Origin of the sequence: Bacillus sp. CH140a_4T, from assembly GCF_008923725.1 — a bacterium.
GTDB lineage: Bacteria > Bacillota > Bacilli > Bacillales > Bacillaceae_G > Bacillus_A.
Genome location: NZ_WBPF01000022.1, coordinates 176,181 through 194,056, shown reverse-complemented (window position 1 = coordinate 194,056; position 17,876 = coordinate 176,181). Strand labels below are relative to the sequence as shown.

The following is a 17,876-nucleotide window of genomic DNA, read 5'->3' as shown; positions in this document are numbered from 1 at the left end:
AGTTATTTTCTATTTAAAATAAAATTTTCTTGTAAAGTAAAAAAAAGGATGTGTTTAATTTGAAAAAAATAATATCTTCATTAATGGTATTAGTACTTATGTTTTCTTTTGGTACAGGAGCATTTGCACAAGTGGAAAATGGAAACTTGGAAGTGCAAGTTTCTGATTATCAAGCTGGACTGTTTGCTGCTCAGTTTGCCACAAAAAACGAATTGGGATTATATGAATATAATGAACAAGAATTAATCGACATAGGGGCATCAGAGCAAGAAGCAACATATATAAAAGAATACTTTGAGAATATGGATGCAGGGCAAGTTCTAATGGTTGAATCAGCAAAAAGAGGAGAAATCCAATATGTATTTCCTGCAATACCAGTAGTTTTAATCCCAATAGGTAAATATCTAATTGGTGCAGTTGGAGCTGTGATTATTAATGAAGTAATTCAATATGGAATTGGGAAAGCTTGTCAAAAATTAAAAGGTAAATATGGTTTCTTTACTGACTTTTGTAAAACTAGAGGGTATATTAAATAGTACAAAGGAGGAAGCTGATGGCTATTACGTTTAAACCATTGTATCTATTTCTAGCTTTGTTATTGGGGCTTTTAACAAGAAGTTTCTTTTCTGGATTACAATTTGATTCTATTGTTATGAATGGTATTTCCTTGCTGTTATTAACAATTTTTTACATAACTATTCTCGTATTGATTTTTCAAATTGTTATTCCGAAGTTAAAATAAAAAAAGAGAGAACTCTTTAGAAACTAGATTGATTTTATCTAGGGGATATAAGGTTCTCTTTTTTTATTGATTTAGCTGGATTTTATTGCTATTATTATGAAAAGAAAATGAAGTGTTTTCTATAATCATGCGCCCATAGCTCAGTCGGATAGAGCGGTGGTTTCCGGTACCACGTCTGCCGGGGGTTCGAATCCCTCTGGGCGCGTTATGTATTGTTGGTGTTACGTGTTGAAAATGGATAGTAAATTTAAAACAACCTCTTGTATGTGATTAAAAATAATCGTGTATAGGGGGTTGTTTCGTTATGCAAAGAATGAAAGTGTGAAATGTAATTTTAATCAGAATAGATTTTGATACTAAAAATTGAACGAGACATATTGCGTAAGCGTATTACTAAGTTGCTGAACGAAGATATGGTACGTAAGATAGTAGTGATTTATAAAGTGATAGGGATAGGGTCGCCGCATTTGCCAGTAAGATGAAGTTTAATAAAAGCGATCATTTTTCGTTGGCACTAAGGGGCTTTCTTGACCCGTTATGAAGGAGAAGAAGAATGAAAAAAGATTCTCGTAAGCTATTTGAGATAAAACCGTTTCTTACATGTATTGAAGAAGAGGAGCGCGGAGAAAAAGTGTATTATGTAATGATGACACATCACAATAATAGTGTGACTCGTCACAAAATAACGAGAGATGATGCATTCGAAATGTTAGTTGCTTATGCAAAAGGAATACCAGAAATCATGGATCTATTCATGGAAGATGAAAATTTCAATGAAGTTTATAAGATAACGGCATCATTAGGTATTTATTGCAGTTAAGAAAAAAGCGCATGCCACAAATTTTATTCAATTGTACGAATAGACCCTGGGCAAAATAACTCATAGGTAATTCAAGTCACGATTTAAAAATTACACAAAGTAGATAAAGTGAAACTTTAATCAGTGGGGTTTTGTTCATCCCCACTGATTATTAGTTGAACCAATCGAGATTTTACGGGCAGTTGACCCGCCACCTAACTTCTTTGCTTCCGCTGAATTTTGAGGTGGGGGTCTTACTGCCCGTTAATGCGGGATAAACAAGGAAGTATTTTTATAGCAAATCGTAACGTTGTGAATTTGGTATGTGTGGCACTCGTAGAGGATACGAATGGAATTAATCTATCAAATGAAAATGCGACAATGGTGAAGAAACGTGTAATATTCGATATGTACTCGCTATTGTAAAAAGGTCTGAACTTACAAATGTAAGTTCAGACCTTTTTTTATTACTACTTGTTATATCTGGTGATAAGATTTACTATTAGTATGTGGTAATAATTTTTGTTGCACTATTATTTTCTTTCAATATTATTCAAATTTCGGTTGTAAGTTGTAAATCTCATTAATACATATAAATTAATAATATTTTGGAATGGGTGTCTGTGATAGCATTCTCCTTTTACCAAACTTATTGTACAATAGAAACAAGGGGGAGATTAGTTTGAAGGCAAGTCTTTTACAAGAACAAAGCTTACGTTTGGCAATGACACAAGAGTTAAGGCAAGCGATTACAATGCTCCAGTATAATGTACAAGAATTATCGGAGTTTTTGTATGAGCAATCGTTAGAGAATCCCCTTATTGAGTTAGGTGGTTTTGAGAGGGAGAAGAAAAAGAGCTCTAACAACAGTAAAAGTACCAGCAAACAAGTCGAGAATCAGATGGAAATCTACAGTGTGGATTCTACAACGATTCAGCAACATTTATTAAATCAAGTACAGTATTATAAAATAGAAGAAGAAGAGCGAAAAGTAGCTTCTTTCATTATTATGAACATGGATGGAAATGGGTATTTACAAGAAACGAACGAAGAGTTAGCGGATCTCCTTTCTGCACCGCTTCATGTAGTCGACCGCTCTGTAGAGTTTGTCCAATCACTCGAGCCAGCAGGGGTAGGAGCACGTAATATTCAGGAATGTCTAATTTTGCAATTGAAGCGCTTACAAAGGCGGAATGGGTTAGCGGAAGAGGTTATAGAGGATCACTTCGCTTATTTCGTGAAGAAAGATTGGCGAAAGCTCGTTCAAGTATTGAAGTGTAGTAATGAGGAATTGCAATCGGCGGTGAACTGTATAACGTCATTACAACCAAAACCAGGTCTTGCGTTTTCTTCTGATAAACCACTTTATATTGTGCCTGATATGGCGGTAAAAAAAGATGGTGATTGTCTCATTTTACAAATGAACGAGAGAAATATGCCGAGAATTGAAATTCATTCTGAGTATAGTGCGCTTCTGAATGATAGTGAGAGTGAAGTAGCATCTTACGTATCAGAAAAGTATCAGCATGTGCAGTGGATTATGCGTAGTTTAAAACAGAGAAAACAAACGCTTCTGCAAGTGATGACTATTATTATGGAAAAACAACGGGATTTCTTCTGGGAAGGTCCAGAACATTTAAAGCCACTTGCTTTAAAAGAGGTAGCGGAAGAGTTAAGTGTGCATGAATCTACAATTAGTCGTGCGACGCGAAATAAATATGTGCAAACACCACACGGTTTATTTGAGATGAAATCGTTCTTTAGTAATGCTGTTTCGACTACTGAAGATGAAGCAGTTTCTACAAAGCGTGTGAAACGATTTATTCAAACGCTTGTTGAGGCGGAGAATAAGAAAAAGCCACTTTCAGATCAAAAGATTTCAAAATTATTAGAAGAAGAGCATGAAATCGTTATTTCTCGAAGAACAGTGGCGAAGTATAGAGAACAAATGCACATTCCAGCGTCATCATTACGAAAAACGATCGGATAGGTGAAGAATATGAAAGTTGTACTGTATACAAAAGAAGATTGTGGCCTTTGCGTGCAGGCGAAACAAGTTTTACAGGAAGTACAATGTGAATATTCTTTTCAAATCGAGGAAATAAATATATATGAAGATAATGACCTTTTAGAAAAATATCACTTAATGATTCCGGTTGTAGAAATAGACGGAAAACAAGTAGAATATGGTAACATTCACAAAGGTGTCATAATAAACTATATAAACAATGCAGTTAAGAGTTGAATAAGTTTCTATCTCCTGTTACAATAATACACGTAGCAGGGATTATTTTTTTAACCTATGTGGGACATAAAATGTCACTACGGGACACAAAATGACCACAAAGGAAAAATGAACCAATGTAGTGAGGAGAAAAGATATGCGCTCATGGATTCAGAACACAAAAAAATTATTACCTGATCTGCTACCTGTTATGCAAACGAGAATGCAAATTCTTCAATACATTAGGCTCATGCAGCCGATTGGAAGAAGAAACTTGTCAGCAAGTCTCGGTATGACAGAACGAGTATTGCGAAGTGAAGTTCAAGTTTTGAAAGAACAAAACTTAGTTCACGTCGCTTCTTCTGGAATGACTTTGACAGAAGAAGGAACAGCTTTAGTTCTTGCTTTGGAAGACTTTATGAAAGAAATTTCCGGGTTAAAGGTTTTAGAAAAGCAACTTAAGGAAACATTAGACTTGGATGAAGTTTTCGTTGTCCCTGGTGATAGTGATGAATCGCCTTGGGTCAAACTGGAGATGGGCCGTGCTTGTGTGACTTGTATAAAAGACCGTCTGACAGCGAATAATATCGTTGCTGTGGCTGGAGGAACTACGCTAGCTGCTGCTGCGGACATGATGCAGCTTGATTGCAAAGATTTACATATGCTATTTGTCCCAGCACGTGGTGGAATTGGAGAGGGCGTCGAATTAGAAGCCAATACCATTTGTGCCAAGATGGCGCAAAATACGATGAGTAATTATCGCTTATTGTATGTTCCAGACCATGTTAGTAGCGAAGCATATGCGTCTATTGTGACAGAGCCTTCCGTGAAAGAAGTTCTTGAGTTGATTCGATCTTCCAATATCGTCATTCATGGAATAGGTGATGCGTTAACAATGGCACGTCGCAGAAATACTTCAGAAGCAGATTGGTTAAAGATTCAAGCAAGCGAAGCAGTAGGCGAAGCTTTCGGTTACTACTTTAATGAACAAGGAAATGTTGTTCATAAAGTAAGAACAGTTGGTATGCAACTTGAGGATTTACAACATGTATCTCACGTTGTTGCAGTCGCTGGAGGTTCTTCAAAGGCAAAGGCAATACAGGCTGTAATTAAACAAGGGCACACTTCAATTCTAATTACAGATGAAGGTGCAGCAAAACAGTTAACAAAGGGTATTACCCTTTAATATAATCCCCCAAGGAGGAAATTCAAATGACTAAAATTGGTATTAATGGATTTGGACGTATCGGACGTAACGTATTCCGCGCAGCTCTTAACAACTCTGAGGTAGAAGTAGTAGCAATCAACGACTTAACAGATGCTAAAACATTAGCTCACCTTTTAAAATATGACACAGTTCACGGAACTTTAAATGCAGAAGTATCTGCTAACGAAAACAGCATCGTTGTTAACGGTAAAGAAATTAAAGTTATCGCTGAGCGTGACCCAGCTCAATTACCATGGAGCGACTACGGAGTAGAAGTAGTAGTAGAATCTACTGGCCGTTTCACTAAAAAATCAGACGCTGAAAAACACTTAGGTGGATCAGTTAAGAAAGTTATCATCTCAGCTCCAGCTTCTGACGAAGATATCACTGTAGTTATGGGTGTTAACCACGAACAATACGATGCAGCTAACCACAACGTAGTATCTAACGCTTCTTGTACTACAAACTGTCTAGCTCCATTCGCTAAAGTATTAAACGAAAAATTCGGCGTAAAACGCGGAATGATGACAACAATTCACTCTTACACTAACGACCAACAAATCTTAGACTTACCACACAAAGATTTACGTCGTGCTCGTGCAGCAGCTGAAAACATGATCCCAACATCTACTGGTGCAGCTAAAGCTGTAGCATTAGTATTACCAGAACTTAAAGGTAAATTAAACGGTGGCGCTGTACGTGTTCCAACTGCTAACGTTTCTCTTGTTGACTTAGTTGTTGAACTTGACAAAGAAGTAACAGTTGAAGATGTAAACGCAGCATTCAAAGCAGCAGCTGAAGGCGAATTAAAAGGTATCCTTGGATACAGCGAAGAGCCATTAGTATCTATCGACTATAACGGATGTACTGCTTCTTCTACAATCGATGCATTATCTACAATGGTAATGGAAGGTAACATGGTTAAAGTACTTTCTTGGTACGATAACGAAACTGGTTACTCTAACCGCGTAGTAGACCTAGCAGCATACATGACTTCTAAAGGTCTTTAATTCTTAATTATATAAGTAATCAATGACAAAACGAGGGAGAGGGTTTGTTCCCTCTCTCTTTTCTTTCGTTTTAAAAGCAAATGTGTTAAGCTTTTGAGTGGGTTTTGTCAATCCTAACTAGTAGTCGGAGGGAAATCCAATGAACAAAAAATCAATTCGTGACGTAGATTTAAAAGGTAAGCGTGTATTTTGCCGCGTTGATTTCAACGTACCTATGAAAGAAGGCAAAATTACAGATGAAACTCGTATCCGTGCAGCTCTTCCTACAATTCAATATTTAGTAGAGCAAGGTGCGAAAGTTATTTTAGCAAGTCACTTAGGCCGTCCAAAAGGTCAAGCGGTAGAAGAATTACGTCTTACTCCAGTAGCAGCACGTTTAGGCGAGCTTCTTGGTAAAGATGTTAAAAAAGCGGACGAAGCATTCGGACCAGTTGCACAAGAAATGGTTGCAGCAATGAACGAAGGCGACGTATTAGTTCTTGAAAACGTACGTTTCTATGCGGGCGAAGAAAAGAACGATGCAGAACTTGCGAAAGAATTTGCAGCACTTGCTGATATCTTCGTAAACGATGCATTCGGTGCAGCTCACCGTGCTCACGCTTCTACAGCAGGTATCGCAGACTACCTACCAGCAGTATCTGGATTATTAATGGAAAAAGAGTTAGATGTACTTGGAAAAGCACTTTCTAACCCAGAACGTCCATTCACAGCTATCATCGGTGGTGCGAAAGTAAAAGATAAAATCGGTGTAATTCGTCATCTATTAGACAAAGTAGATAACTTAATCATCGGTGGCGGACTTGCTTACACATTCGTTAAAGCTTTAGGTCATGAAATTGGTCTATCTCTATGTGAAGACGACAAGATCGAACTAGCTAAAGAATTTATGCAACTTGCAAAAGAAAAAGGCGTAAACTTCTACATGCCAGTTGATGTTGTAATCACAGAGGAATTCTCTGAAACTGCAACAACTCAAATCGTAGGTATCGACTCTATCCCTTCTACTTGGGAAGGCGTGGACATCGGTCCTAAAACACGTGAAATTTATGCAGATGTAATTAAAAATTCTAAGCTTGTTGTATGGAATGGACCAATGGGTGTATTCGAAATGACTCCATTCGCAGAAGGTACAAAAGCAGTAGGACAAGCATTAGCAGATGCAGAAGATACATACTCTGTTATCGGCGGTGGTGACTCTGCAGCAGCTGTTGAAAAATTCGGTATGGCTGATAAAATGAGCCACATTTCTACTGGCGGCGGTGCGTCATTAGAATTCATGGAAGGCAAAGAGCTTCCAGGTGTAGTTTGTCTTAACGACAAATAAGTAGCAGCCAAAGAAAAAGGACGGTGCAAAGCATGCGTAAACCAATTATCGCAGGTAACTGGAAAATGAATAAAACTCTATCTGAAGCAGTTAGCTTCGTAGAGGAAGTTAAAGGTCAAATCCCAGCAGCTTCAGCTGTTGATGCAGTAGTTTGCTCTCCAGCTCTATTCTTAGAGCGTTTAGTAGCAGCAACTGAAGGAACTGATTTACAAGTAGGTGCACAAAACATGCACTTCGAAAAAAATGGTGCATTCACTGGCGAAATTAGCCCAGTAGCACTTAGCGACTTAAAAGTAGGCTACGTAGTACTTGGCCACTCTGAGCGTCGTGAAATGTTTGCTGAAACAGACGAGTCAGTAAACAAAAAGACTCTTGCAGCATTTGAACATGGTTTAACACCAATCGTATGTTGTGGTGAGACTTTAGAAGAGCGCGAAAGCGGAAAAACATTTGATCTAGTAGCAGGTCAAGTGACAAAAGCACTTGCAGGTTTAACAGAAGAGCAAGTTAAAGCAACTGTTATCGCTTATGAGCCAATCTGGGCTATCGGTACAGGTAAATCTTCTTCTTCTGCAGATGCAAACGAAGTATGTGCGCACATCCGTAAAGTTGTTGCAGAAGCTGTTTCTCCAGAAGCTGCAGAAGCTGTTCGTATTCAATACGGCGGTAGCGTAAAACCAGAAAACATTAAAGAGTATATGGCACAATCTGACATCGACGGCGCTTTAGTTGGCGGTGCTAGCTTAGAGCCTGCTTCGTTCTTAGGTCTTCTGGGGGCGGTAAAATGAGAAAGCCAACAGCTTTAATCATTCTTGATGGTTTCGGACTACGTGAAGAAACTCATGGGAATGCTGTAGCACAAGCTAAGAAACCTAATTTTGATGGTTACTGGAACAAATTCCCTCACACAACGCTTACAGCTTGTGGTGAAGAAGTAGGTCTTCCAGAAGGTCAAATGGGTAACTCTGAGGTTGGTCACTTAAATATCGGTGCAGGCCGCATCGTATATCAAAGCTTAACACGCGTAAACGTTGCAATTCGTGAAGGTGAGTTCGATCAGAACGAAACTTTCCAAAATGCAATTAAAAGCGTAAAAGAAAAAGGTACTGCTCTTCATTTATTCGGTTTACTTTCTGATGGTGGTGTGCACAGTCACATGAACCATATGTTTGCTCTTCTTCGCTTAGCAGCAAAAGAAGGCGTGGAGAAAGTTTATATCCATGCATTCTTAGATGGCCGCGATGTTGGACCACAAACAGCAAAAGGTTATATCGATGCAACGAATGAAGTAATTAAAGAAACAGGAGTAGGACAATTCGCGACTATCTCTGGTCGTTATTACTCCATGGACCGTGACAAGCGTTGGGATCGCGTAGAAAAATGTTACAGTGCTATGGTGAATGGTGAAGGCCCTACTTATAAATCAGCAGAAGAGTGTGTAGAAGACTCTTATGCGAACGGTATCTATGATGAATTCGTATTGCCGTCTGTAATTGTTAACGAAGATAACACGCCAGTTGCAACAATCAATGATGATGATGCAGTTATCTTCTATAACTTCCGTCCAGACCGTGCAATTCAAATTGCTCGTGTATTTACAAACGAAGACTTCCGTGAGTTCGATCGTGGTGAAAAAGTACCTCACATTCCTGAATTCGTTTGTATGACACATTTCAGTGAAACTGTAGATGGTTACGTGGCATTCAAGCCAATGAACCTTGATAACACATTAGGTGAAGTTGTTGCGCAAGCGGGATTAAAGCAACTTCGCATCGCGGAAACTGAAAAGTATCCGCACGTTACATTCTTCTTTAGCGGTGGTCGTGAGGCTGAATTCCCAGGAGAAGAGCGTATTTTAATTAACTCACCGAAGGTTGCAACGTATGACTTGAAACCTGAAATGAGCATTTACGAAGTAACGGACGCTTTAGTAAATGAAATCGAAAATGATAAACATGATGTTATCATTCTTAACTTTGCAAACTGTGATATGGTTGGCCATTCTGGGATGATGGAACCAACAATTAAAGCAGTAGAAGCAACTGACGAATGTTTAGGAAAAGTTGTAGAAGCGATTCTTGCAAAAGATGGTGTAGCACTTATTACTGCTGACCATGGTAATGCTGATCAGGAGTTAACTGCTGATGGTGGACCAATGACAGCTCATACAACTAACCCGGTTCCTTTCATCGTTACAAAAAATGATGTAGAGCTTCGTGAAGGTGGTATTTTAGGAGATATCGCTCCAACAATGCTTACGCTTTTAAATGTGGAACAACCGAAAGAAATGACAGGTAAAACAATTATTAAATAATTTGCTTATATAAAAAGGAGAGAATTTATTATGTCAACAATTATTGATGTTTATGCTCGCGAAGTCCTTGACTCTCGTGGTAACCCAACTGTAGAAGTAGAAGTTTACACAGAAAGCGGCGCTTTCGGACGCGCTATCGTACCAAGTGGTGCATCTACTGGTGAGCACGAAGCAGTAGAATTACGTGACGGTGACAAATCTCGTTACCTTGGTAAAGGTGTTCTAAATGCAGTAAACAACGTTAACGAAGCAATCGCTCCAGAAATCGTTGGTTTCGACGTAACTGACCAAGCTGGTATCGACCGTGCTATGATCGAATTAGATGGCACTCCAAACAAAGGTAAACTAGGCGCTAACGCTATCCTTGGTGTATCTATGGCAGTAGCTCACGCAGCAGCTGACTTCGTAGGTCTTCCATTATACCGTTACCTTGGTGGATTCAATGCAAAACAATTACCAACTCCAATGATGAACATCATCAACGGTGGTTCTCACGCTGATAACAACGTAGACTTCCAAGAGTTCATGATCTTACCAGTTGGTGCTCCAACATTCAAAGAATCAATCCGTATGGGTGCTGAAGTATTCCATGCACTTAAAGCTGTATTACATGACAAAGGTCTTAACACTGCAGTAGGTGACGAAGGTGGATTCGCTCCAAACCTTGGTTCTAACCGTGAAGCATTAGAAGTAATCATCGAAGCTATCGAAAAAGCTGGTTACAAAGCTGGCGAGAACGTATTCTTAGGAATGGACGTTGCTTCTTCTGAGTTCTACAACAAAGAAACTGGTAAATATGACCTTGCAGGCGAAGGCCGTACTGGCTTAACTTCTGCAGAAATGGTTGATTTCTACGAAGAGCTTTGCAAAGACTTCCCAATCATCTCTATTGAAGATGGTTTAGACGAAAACGACTGGGATGGTCACAAATTATTAACTGAGCGTATCGGTGATAAAGTACAATTAGTTGGTGACGACTTATTCGTAACTAACACGCAAAAACTTGCTGAAGGTATCGAAAAAGGTATCTCTAACTCAATCTTAATTAAAGTTAACCAAATCGGTACTTTAACTGAGACTTTCGAAGCTATCGAAATGGCTAAACGTGCTGGTTACACAGCAGTTGTATCTCACCGTTCTGGTGAAACTGAAGATGCTACAATCGCTGACATCGCAGTTGCAACTAACGCTGGCCAAATCAAAACTGGTTCTATGAGCCGTACTGACCGTATTGCTAAGTACAACCAATTATTACGCATCGAAGACGAACTAGGCGAAATCGCTGTTTACGATGGTATCAAATCTTTCTACAACATCAAACGATAATTGTAGAAAATAACGACAGACCGTGAGAAATCACGGTCTGTTTTTTTATGTTAAAACTCTTCACCCGTCATAAGTGACATGAAATGTTGAAAGAAACGGTTATAATCGAAATCAATTGCGATTTGGTGACTCGGCCAATCAATAAATGGCTTAGATTCTCCTAAAGAGCGAAATTCCCCTATGCTTGCTCCTTGTGCATAGGATTCCGTCATGACAACGATAGGTGATTTGTGATACGTAAACATAGAGTTATCAAGTAAAGCGAGAATTGGCATCGTGTCATGGAAGGGGCTTCCTTTTAAATTCGGCAGGGCATCTTTATAATATCCGTAGTAATAATGATCGAATAACGGTTTGACGAGTGGGGCTTTTCCTTTCGCTTCAATGTATTCAGCCATTTCTGGTGTAATGACAGAATACTGGGTGACGTTTAACGGATATATATATATGTTAGCTGTGGATTGAAGGACTATATTAGCGGCAGTAGGATCCCCATAAAAGTTCGCTTCAGAAATAGGAGTCACATTACCAGGATGTAAAAAGGCACCGCCCATTACGTAGTAAGATTTAATTTGCTTCATTAGCTGTTTGCATACGATGAATAAAATTGCTAGGGAGGTAAGTCTTCCTAAACTTACAATGATTAATTCATCTTTATACTGTTCAATCAGAGGAATAACTTCAAAGAAATTCTCCATTTCTCCGTTAGTCACATTTCCCTTTGGAATAATGGGACCAAGCCCTTGTTTCCCGTGTACATCTGTAAAAAAAGCGGGAGGAGCACCAGTAAGTGGACGTTCTGCTCCACCAAATATCTTGATATTTCTATCCTTTGCTTCGTTCGTAAGAAAATGAGCATTTTGTACGGCCATCTCTTTTGGAACATTGCCGTAATCAGCAACAATGCCGATGATTTCTATTTCATCGATAAAGAATGCTAAGAGGAGAGCCATCGTATCATCAATCCCAGGATCACAAAAAATAAGAACTTTTTTTGGCATATGTTCACCACCTATCTTATTTATCCCACTTTAATGGGCAGTAAGACCCCCACCTCAAAATTCAGCGAAAGCAAAGAATTTAGGTGGGGGATCAACTGCCCATAAAAGTCCGATTGGTGAAGGCTAATAATCAGTGGGGGATGAAGAAAACCCCCACTGATTAAAGTTTCACTTTATATATATGTAAGCTTAAGGATAAAAAGATTATTTTATTGAAATAACAACGCAACAAATTCAGAAAATAAAAACTTTTTATATTAGGTCAAGGTTTTTGACTTAATTTCCACTTAAAAATGCAGTCATATCAAGGGTGTAAGCGTATAACATAGGCCGTTTTTGCTGTCAAGTTGATAAATTGCAGCTTTTTACAATTTATACTATGATAAAGATATTAACAGAAGATCGTATAAACATGAGGGATGATGAACATGAAATTTACAAAGATTCTTGTCCAAATTGCTGCTCTTTACGTTTTTTATATGGTTGGAACTTGGGTACAAGAAGTGTTAAATATTCCGATTCCAGGAAGTTTGATTGGAATGTTCCTCTTAATTGTTTTACTTAGCCTAAAAGTTCTTCCAGTGAAATGGTTCGATTTAGGAGCAGAAACACTCGTAGCTATTATGCCGTTTTTATTAATTCCGCCAACGCTTGGCCTAATGAATTACGGTGCTTTTTTTATGAGTAAAGGAATTTCTCTTTTCATTACAATTGTAGCGAGTACATTTTTAATTATTATTGTCGCAGGACATACAGGACAATATCTTGCGAATAGAAAGGAAAGAGAATCGAGATGAGCCAAATATTAATCGGAATCGGTTGGGTTCTTTTTACGGTGCTATTATACCAATTATCTAAAAAAATCTATAAATTATTTCCAACACCATTCACCATTCCAATGCTTGTAGCAACAGGATTAATGGCTTTCTTATTTATCATGCTTGATATACCATATCAACATTATATGGAAAGCGGTGGTGGCTGGATTGCAAAACTGCTGGGACCCGGTGTTGTAGCATTTGCCATTCCTCTTTATAAACAACGTCACGTTCTGCAAAAATATGTTGTACCGATTGCTGGTGGTGTATTAGTAGGGACAACAGTTGCAATAGCGAGTGATTTTGCCATCGCATCACTTATGGGAACAGATAAAAGCTTAATTTTATCTTCTTTACCAAAATCGGTGACAATGCCAGTTGCGATGAGTGTTTCAGAGCAAGTTGGTGGTGTACCGTCATTAACAGCAGCTTTCGTTGTTATCGCAGGTATTACTGGAACGATTACCGGCCCGCTTTTATTAAAATGGAGCCGTGTTACAAACTCAGTTGGTAAAGGTATCGGATTTGGATGTGCTTCTCATATTATGGGTGTAATGAGAGCGATGAAAAATAATGAACATGAAGGTGTTATTGGATCGGTAACAATGACATTAACAGCAATTTTGACATGTTTGCTCGGGCCGTTATTTGCAATGATGTTTATGTAATAGAAGAAAAGCGAGAGCGACTCTATAGCTCTCGCTTTTCTATAGAATTTATGCTACAGTTAAAATAACTGAATCTTTGTAGGAGGTACGCCAAGTGCATACGTTATTATCCGTTTTACTTATTATTGTATCGATTTTAATGATTGTTATGGTACTTATGCAGTCTAGTAATAGCTCAGGCCTTTCAGGTGCAATTTCAGGCGGTGCAGAGCAATTATTTGGTAAGCAAAAAGCACGTGGAATTGAAGCAGTATTAAACCGTATTACAATTGTTTTAGCTGTTCTATTCTTCGTATTAACAATTGCTGTTACGTACTTAAATTTATAGAATTGAAAGAAGAAGCGTTAGTAAGATGTACTAATGGTTCTTCTTTTTTTATTTTGCTATTTGAAAGATGTTTCTAATTAGATTATAGAAATATAAATATGGTACACTAAGATATAGAAAGAATACGACTAGATTACAGAAGAGAAAGAGGAGAAGTACATGATGAAATTAGCATCTCCGAAACCATTTACATTTGAGGGTGGAGACCGCGCTGTTTTATTACTACATGGTTTCACAGGAAACTCAGCTGATGTACGTATGTTAGGGCGTTTCTTAGAAAAGAAAGGCTACACTTGTCATGCACCAATTTATAAAGGGCACGGTGTACCACCAGAAGAGCTTGTGCATACAGGTCCTGAAGATTGGTGGCAAGACGTAACGGAGGCATATCAGCTTTTAAAAGATAAAGGCTTTGAGAAAATTGCTGTTGTTGGATTATCACTTGGCGGAGTATTTTCTTTGAAATTAGGTTATACAGTGCCGGTTTTAGGTGTAGTACCAATGTGTGCACCAATGTATATTAAGAGTGAAGAAACGATGTACCAAGGTATATTGGCATATGCCCGCGAATATAAAAACCGTGAGCAAAAATCACCAGAGCAAATCGAACAAGAAATGTTGGAATTCCAAAAGACACCGATGAATACATTAAAAGCATTACAACAATTAATTGCTGACGTACGTAACAATGTGGATATGATTTATGCACCGACATTTGTTGTACAAGCACGTCATGATGAAATGATTAATACAGATAGTGCTAACATTATTTATAACGGTGTAGAATCTACGTTAAAAGACATTAAATGGTATGAAGACTCTACGCATGTCATTACACTTGATAAGCAACGTGACGAGCTACATGAGGATGTATATAACTTCTTGGAGCAACTAGATTGGTAAGATCTAGTTGCCTCTTTTTTTCATAAGGAATTTTTTGTGAAAACTGTAAAAATCATTAGGGGAGTATTAAAGTTTCGCTTTATACATCCCCAGTCTTTCGGATACACTAAATAATATAAGGGTTTAAAGGAGGTATTTCTGCTTGGAAGAAATCATACAAGAAAATATTGATAAGTTGTTATTATTTATGAGAGAAGAAGCGTATAAACCGCTAACGATACAAGAGTTAGAAGAGGCATTTGGAATTGAAGGTTCTGAGGGCTTTAAAGATTTTGTAAAGGCACTTGTAACGATGGAAGAGAAGGGGCTTGTTATCCGTACCCGTAGTAACCGTTACGGTCTTCCTGAAAAGATGAATTTAGTGCGTGGTAAATTAATTGGACATGCACGTGGCTTTGCATTCGTTGTACCAGAAGAGAAGAAAACGGGAGATGATGATCTTTTCATCCCGCCTACAGAGTTAAACGGTGCACTTCATGGTGATACAGTATTAGCGCGTGTTAGCGCACAAACAAGTGGATCACGCCAAGAAGGTTCAATTGTACGTATTTTAGAGCGCGGCACGAAAGAACTAGTTGGTACATATACAGAATCGAAAAACTTTGGATTTGTTATACCTGACAATAAGCGCTGGACGAGTGATATCTTTATCTTGAAAAGTGCATCAATGGGTGCTGTAGAAGGCCATAAAGTAGTTGTGAAAATTACGAGTTATCCAGAGAATCGTTTAAGTGCAGAAGGTGAAGTTATTCAAATTCTAGGTCATAAAAATGATCCAGGAGTAGATATTTTATCAGTTATCCATAAACATCATCTACCTTTAGCGTTCCCTGAAGAAGTGATGGAGCATGCAAACAGTGTACCAGAAACGATTTCTGAAGAAGATTTAAAAGATCGCCGTGACTTGCGTGACCAAATGATCGTAACGATTGACGGTGCAGACGCGAAAGATTTAGATGATGCTGTTACAGTAACGAAGCTTGAGAACGGTAACTACAAGCTTGGTGTTCATATCGCGGATGTAAGTCATTACGTTCAAGAAGGTTCTCCAATTGATGTAGAAGCAGCGGAGAGAGCGACGAGTGTATATCTTGTAGACCGTGTAATTCCGATGATTCCGCATCGTCTATCTAACGGTATTTGTTCGTTAAACCCGAAAGTAGACCGTCTGACGTTATCTTGTGAAATGGAAATCAACAACCTAGGTGACGTTGTAAAGCACGAGATTTTCCAAAGTGTGATTAAAACGACAGAGCGTATGACGTATGCTGACGTAAGAAGCATTTTAGAAGATGAGGACGAAGAGTTAATCAAACGCTATGAGCCGATCGTACCGATGTTTAAAGAGATGGGGCAATTGGCACAAATTTTACGTGAAAAACGTATGCGCCGCGGTGCAATCGACTTTGACTTTAAAGAAGCTAAAGTATTAGTAGATGAAGAAGGAAAACCGACAGATGTTGTCATGCGTGATCGTTCTGTATCAGAGAAGTTAATTGAAGAATTTATGCTTGTTGCGAACGAAACAGTAGCAGAGCATTTCCACTGGATGAACGTACCATTCATGTACCGTGTCCATGAAGATCCGAAAGAAGATAAGCTGGAACGTTTCTTCGAGTTTGTAACAAACTTCGGATATGCAGTAAAAGGACGTGCGAATGAAATACATCCTCGTGCGCTGCAACAAATTCTTGAAATGGTTCAAGGACAGCCGGAAGAAGTAGTTATTTCAACAGTAATGCTTCGTTCAATGAAGCAAGCGCGTTACGATGCGGATAGCTTAGGACATTTCGGTTTATCAACTGAGTTCTACACACATTTCACATCACCAATTCGTCGTTATCCAGATACAATCGTTCATAGATTAATTCGTGAATACATTATTAACGGTAAAGTCGACAACGAAACACAAGCAAAATGGCGTGAAAACTTACCTGAAATTGCAGAGCACTCTTCTAATATGGAACGTCGTGCTGTTGAAGCAGAACGTGAAACAGACGAAATGAAAAAAGCAGAGTATATGGTTGATAAGATCGGCGAAGAGTATGATGGTATGATTAGCTCTGTAACAAACTTCGGTTTATTCGTAGAGCTTCCAAATACAATCGAAGGTCTTGTACACGTTAGCTACTTAACGGATGATTACTACCGTTATGACGAGAAACATTTCGCAATGATCGGAGAACGTACAGGTAACGTATTCCGCATCGGAGACGAAATTACAATTCGCGTTATTAACGTAAACAAAGACGAGCGTGCAATCGACTTTGAAATCGTTGGCATGAAAGGTACGCCTCGTCGTAAGTTCAAAGATCGTCCAGTCGTTATCGAACAGCCAAGAACAGGTAGAAAGAAACGCGGTGGACGTAGCGAGCGCAGTGATGAGCGCGGCGGAGAACGTGGTACAGGTAGAAAATTCGACCGTGGTGGCAAAGGAAAAGGAAGAGGATCAGCTTCTGCTTCCACTTCCACGTCCGCTAGTCAGCCAGGGAAAAAAGATGGTAACGGTAAGAAGAAAAAAGCATTCTTCGAAAATGTACCAGGATTCAAGAAGAAAAAGAAAAAGCGTAAGTAAGAAAAGGAGGGCTTCGCTTTGATGAAAAGCGGGGCTTTTTCTTTTTTTATTGGTGGCTTGAGAGCGAGCCACTTTCGCTTTTTGTTCACATTTGTTACAATAGTAAAAATAGAGGAGGGACGTTATATGCCAAAGGGTACAGGTAAGGTTATTGCACAAAATAAAAAAGCATTTCATGATTATTTCATCGAAGAAACATACGAGGCAGGGCTTGTCCTTCAAGGAACGGAAATTAAGTCGATTCGCGCTGGACGCGTGAACTTGAAAGATGCGTTTGCACGTGTACATAATGGTGAAGTATGGGTTCATAATATGCATATTAGTACATATGAGCAAGGGAATCGTTTCAATCATGATCCACTTCGCACGAGAAAGTTACTTCTTCATAAAAAAGAAATTGAGAAGTTAACGGGTGCTTCAAAAGAAACAGGCTACGCATTAGTTCCAGTTAGAATTTATTTAAAAAATGGATTCGCGAAAATGGCACTTGGTTTAGCAAAAGGTAAAAAGCAATATGATAAGCGTAACGATTTAAAAGAGAAAGAAGCAAAACGTGAAATTGCACGCGCGTTCCGTGATCGTCAAAAGATGTAATACAGATATTTACATTTGTAAAACGACGCGCGTATGTTATAAT

Annotated in this window: 19 protein-coding genes and 1 tRNA gene; 19 read left to right on the top strand and 1 reads right to left on the bottom strand. The window is 38.7% G+C overall.

What is annotated here, in order from left to right; translation table 11 throughout:
* Window positions 1-59: 59 nt before the first annotated feature.
* The 13 genes from F8162_RS27280 to eno all read left to right on the top strand — a co-directional run bounded on the left by F8162_RS27280 (window position 60) and on the right by eno (window position 10,946).
* A complete protein-coding gene (locus F8162_RS27280; protein WP_151632168.1) occupies window positions 60-536 on the top strand; it encodes a hypothetical protein in 477 nt (158 codons plus the stop codon).
* Window positions 537-553: 17 nt separating this feature from the next.
* Entirely contained in the window at window positions 554-742 is a 189-nt protein-coding gene (locus F8162_RS27275) for a hypothetical protein (protein ID WP_151632170.1), read from the top strand.
* A 129-nt stretch (window positions 743-871) separates the two neighbouring features.
* Window positions 872-947 (top strand) — tRNA-Arg (locus tag F8162_RS27270).
* Between the two features lie 348 nt (window positions 948-1,295).
* Window positions 1,296-1,562 (top strand): hypothetical protein, encoded by a 267-nt coding sequence (locus F8162_RS27265; protein ID WP_151632172.1) that lies wholly within the window; start codon window positions 1,296-1,298, stop codon window positions 1,560-1,562.
* Between the two features lie 246 nt (window positions 1,563-1,808).
* Entirely contained in the window at window positions 1,809-1,967 is a 159-nt protein-coding gene (locus tag F8162_RS28940; protein ID WP_192797674.1) for a hypothetical protein, read from the top strand.
* 256 nt (window positions 1,968-2,223) lie between these two features.
* Entirely contained in the window at window positions 2,224-3,531 is a 1,308-nt protein-coding gene (rpoN, locus tag F8162_RS27255; protein ID WP_151632174.1) for an RNA polymerase factor sigma-54, read from the top strand.
* 9 nt (window positions 3,532-3,540) lie between these two features.
* Window positions 3,541-3,786 carry a glutaredoxin family protein gene (locus tag F8162_RS27250; RefSeq protein WP_151632176.1) on the top strand — a complete coding sequence of 82 codons (246 nt, stop codon included), beginning with the start codon at window positions 3,541-3,543 and terminating at the stop codon, window positions 3,784-3,786.
* A 136-nt stretch (window positions 3,787-3,922) separates the two neighbouring features.
* The gene (gene cggR / locus F8162_RS27245) at window positions 3,923-4,951 is read left to right on the top strand and encodes a gapA transcriptional regulator CggR (RefSeq protein ID WP_001258183.1); all 1,029 of its coding nucleotides are present in this window, start codon (window positions 3,923-3,925) and stop codon (window positions 4,949-4,951) included.
* Window positions 4,952-4,977: 26 nt separating this feature from the next.
* Entirely contained in the window at window positions 4,978-5,982 is a 1,005-nt protein-coding gene (gap, locus tag F8162_RS27240; protein WP_000161234.1) for a type I glyceraldehyde-3-phosphate dehydrogenase, read from the top strand.
* Window positions 5,983-6,121: 139 nt separating this feature from the next.
* Window positions 6,122-7,306: a phosphoglycerate kinase gene (locus F8162_RS27235; protein ID WP_001036333.1), complete on the top strand. Its 1,185-nt coding sequence runs from the start codon at window positions 6,122-6,124 to the stop codon at window positions 7,304-7,306.
* A gap of 32 nt (window positions 7,307-7,338) precedes the next feature.
* Complete coding sequence (gene tpiA, locus F8162_RS27230; protein ID WP_001231042.1) at window positions 7,339-8,094, top strand: triose-phosphate isomerase; 756 nt, start codon at window positions 7,339-7,341, stop codon at window positions 8,092-8,094.
* Window positions 8,091-9,620 (top strand): 2,3-bisphosphoglycerate-independent phosphoglycerate mutase, encoded by a 1,530-nt coding sequence (gpmI, locus tag F8162_RS27225; protein ID WP_001231145.1) that lies wholly within the window; start codon window positions 8,091-8,093, stop codon window positions 9,618-9,620. The genes tpiA and gpmI overlap by 4 nt, the downstream gene beginning before the upstream one ends.
* Window positions 9,621-9,650: 30 nt before the next feature.
* Complete coding sequence (gene eno / locus F8162_RS27220; protein WP_000103948.1) at window positions 9,651-10,946, top strand: phosphopyruvate hydratase; 1,296 nt, start codon at window positions 9,651-9,653, stop codon at window positions 10,944-10,946.
* A 50-nt stretch (window positions 10,947-10,996) separates the two neighbouring features.
* On the opposite strand, the gene F8162_RS27215 is transcribed toward eno, so the two are convergent.
* A complete protein-coding gene (locus F8162_RS27215; RefSeq protein WP_151632179.1) occupies window positions 10,997-11,947 on the bottom strand; it encodes a nucleoside hydrolase in 951 nt (316 codons plus the stop codon).
* A 428-nt stretch (window positions 11,948-12,375) separates the two neighbouring features.
* On the opposite strand from F8162_RS27215, the gene F8162_RS27210 reads away from it, so the two are divergent.
* The 6 genes from F8162_RS27210 to smpB all read left to right on the top strand — a co-directional run bounded on the left by F8162_RS27210 (window position 12,376) and on the right by smpB (window position 17,833).
* On the top strand, window positions 12,376-12,744 hold the full coding sequence (locus F8162_RS27210) for a CidA/LrgA family holin-like protein (protein ID WP_151632181.1): 369 nt from the start codon (window positions 12,376-12,378) through the stop codon (window positions 12,742-12,744).
* Window positions 12,741-13,433 carry an LrgB family protein gene (locus F8162_RS27205; RefSeq protein ID WP_000078299.1) on the top strand — a complete coding sequence of 231 codons (693 nt, stop codon included), beginning with the start codon at window positions 12,741-12,743 and terminating at the stop codon, window positions 13,431-13,433. The genes F8162_RS27210 and F8162_RS27205 overlap by 4 nt, the downstream gene beginning before the upstream one ends.
* A gap of 94 nt (window positions 13,434-13,527) precedes the next feature.
* Window positions 13,528-13,761: a preprotein translocase subunit SecG gene (secG, locus tag F8162_RS27200; RefSeq protein WP_000557263.1), complete on the top strand. Its 234-nt coding sequence runs from the start codon at window positions 13,528-13,530 to the stop codon at window positions 13,759-13,761.
* Between the two features lie 162 nt (window positions 13,762-13,923).
* On the top strand, window positions 13,924-14,664 hold the full coding sequence (gene estA, locus F8162_RS27195) for a carboxylesterase (protein ID WP_165615090.1): 741 nt from the start codon (window positions 13,924-13,926) through the stop codon (window positions 14,662-14,664).
* A 142-nt stretch (window positions 14,665-14,806) separates the two neighbouring features.
* The gene (gene rnr / locus F8162_RS27190; RefSeq protein ID WP_151632183.1) at window positions 14,807-17,239 is read left to right on the top strand and encodes a ribonuclease R; all 2,433 of its coding nucleotides are present in this window, start codon (window positions 14,807-14,809) and stop codon (window positions 17,237-17,239) included.
* 126 nt (window positions 17,240-17,365) lie between these two features.
* Entirely contained in the window at window positions 17,366-17,833 is a 468-nt protein-coding gene (smpB, locus tag F8162_RS27185) for an SsrA-binding protein (RefSeq protein ID WP_001123922.1), read from the top strand.
* Window positions 17,834-17,876: the final 43 nt, after the last annotated feature.